This window comes from Vibrio sp. 10N.222.46.A1 (genome assembly GCF_041473595.1).
Classification (GTDB): Bacteria; Pseudomonadota; Gammaproteobacteria; order Enterobacterales; family Vibrionaceae; genus Vibrio; species Vibrio tasmaniensis_A.
Genome location: NZ_JBFRSN010000850.1, coordinates 1 through 1,867, shown reverse-complemented (window position 1 = coordinate 1,867; position 1,867 = coordinate 1). Strand labels below are relative to the sequence as shown.

Genomic DNA, 1,867 nt, shown 5'->3' with positions numbered 1-1,867 from the left:
GATACCATCGCAATGGTTAAAGTGAACGACCAAGAAGTCGCGTGTCGTTTGTCACCAGAGTTTGAAGTGTCGGTTGGGCAAATGGCACCGCTTCATTTTGACTTATCAAAGGCGGTATTCTTCGATGCTCAGACTGAAGCGAGAATCGACTTCTAACTTCTAACTTCTAGTTATTGAGTTAGTTTAACAATCAAAGTTCATGTCTAAATCAAAGGCAGTATCACCAACTACTAATAAGTAAGGTGATGCTGCCTTTTTCGTTGGCTATACTTGCTTTTTATCCCTTATAAAAACAGAGGGATAAACGATATATATGCTTCTACTGCAATAATATCGTGATTTAGTATCCCTTAGCTCTATAAAGCTGACGTAGAAACGCGTAGGATCACACTACTTTAGACCAGAAACTAGGCTGCACCTTGGTGCATAAACAGAAGAATACATGAAACTAACAGCAAAACCAGCGGCGAATAACGCTTTACTTATTTCTATTACGACACCGGATTTTAAAGGTGACGAAGCAAAAGAGTCTCTTGCCGAACTTGCTCGCTTAGTGACAACCCTAGGGTTTAAAGTCGTCGGTACGCAATCGCAACACCACAGTTCATCTCAAAGACAGAATGTGCTGGGTGCCGGTAAGCTTGCTGAAATTGCACACCTAACTGGTTATCAAGGCTCTATTGAAGAAGCAGAAGATGAAGATTTTATTGATGAGTCGTTTGATTTTAGTTCTGAAATCGATGAGCTAGATTTTGATGATCTTCCAACGGGCAACTTCCAATACGGTGCCGCTGATGTTGTGGTATTTGACTGTGATTTAAGTCCATCTCAAATGCGTACTGTTGAGGCGAGTTTGGGTGTGGAAGTATTTGACCGTACTGGCATCATCATCGAAATCTTCAGCCGCCACGCTCGTACTCGTACTGCTCGTCTGCAAGTTGATATCGCTCGTCTAAACTACTTAGTGCCACGACTTCGTGAAACGGCTGAGGGCGATAAAGAACGCCAAATGGGTCAGGGCGCCGGTGAAACTTCACTAGAGCTAGACCGTCGTAACGTACGTGACCAAATTGCTGCGCTTAAGCGTGAGCTAGTAAGCGTACAAGATGAAATGAAGACCCGACGCACAAGGCGCGCGGAGCTTTTCACTGTTGCTTTAGTTGGCTACACCAATGCCGGTAAGTCTTCGATGATGCGTGCAATGACCGCAACCGAAGTGGTCGGTGAAGATAAACTGTTCGCAACGCTAGATACGACGGTTCGTGCGCTTCAGCCGATTACTCAACCGCGTATTCTGGTTTCAGATACAGTGGGTTTCATCAAGAAATTGCCACACGATCTGGTTGCATCATTCCACTCAACGCTAGCAGAAGCGCATGATGCTTCATTGCTGCTTTATGTGGTTGATGCTTCTGACGTTTCATTCCGCGCACAACTTGATGTGGTACACGACGTATTAGCTCAAGTGGGTGTAGAAGGCAGCGAGAAACTATTAGTTCTGAATAAGTGCGATAGATTGACTGAAGAGCAGCAATTAGAGCTGATCGAAGAATTCCCAGATGCGATGCTAACGTCGACTCGAGATCCGCTAGATATCACGAAACTGCACAAGTACATCGTTGGTGTTGCTGAAGAAGGCATGATCGAAGAAGAGATCACCATCCCTTATTCAGGACAAGGCATCATCGGAGAGATTCGCTCAAACATGAGTGTGGTTAAAGAAGAGTACGATTACGAGTGCATTAAGTTGACCGTTCGCTCTAGTGAAATTGACTTAGCTCGACTGAAAAAGCGTATGCAGAATTCTTAATATTTTATAGCGTTTAGACACAAGTTAAAATACCAAAAAAGAGAGCCTAGGCTCTCT

1 protein-coding gene and 1 pseudogene are annotated in these 1,867 nt (G+C 44.2%); both read left to right on the top strand.

From position 1 onward, the window contains the following. Window positions 1–156: pseudogene (locus AB4496_RS20945) on the top strand (sugar ABC transporter ATP-binding protein); the annotation flags it as partial. Between the two features lie 286 nt (window positions 157–442). Then, window positions 443–1,810, top strand: coding sequence for a GTPase HflX (hflX, locus tag AB4496_RS20940; RefSeq protein ID WP_009848500.1), 1,368 nt, complete (start codon window positions 443–445; stop codon window positions 1,808–1,810). Window positions 1,811–1,867: the final 57 nt, after the last annotated feature.

Excerpts from the sequence above, each read along its gene's own strand:
- hflX (WP_009848500.1), top strand. The coding sequence starts at position 443 with ATGAAACTAACAGCAAAACCAGCGGCGAATAACGCTTTACTTATTTCT.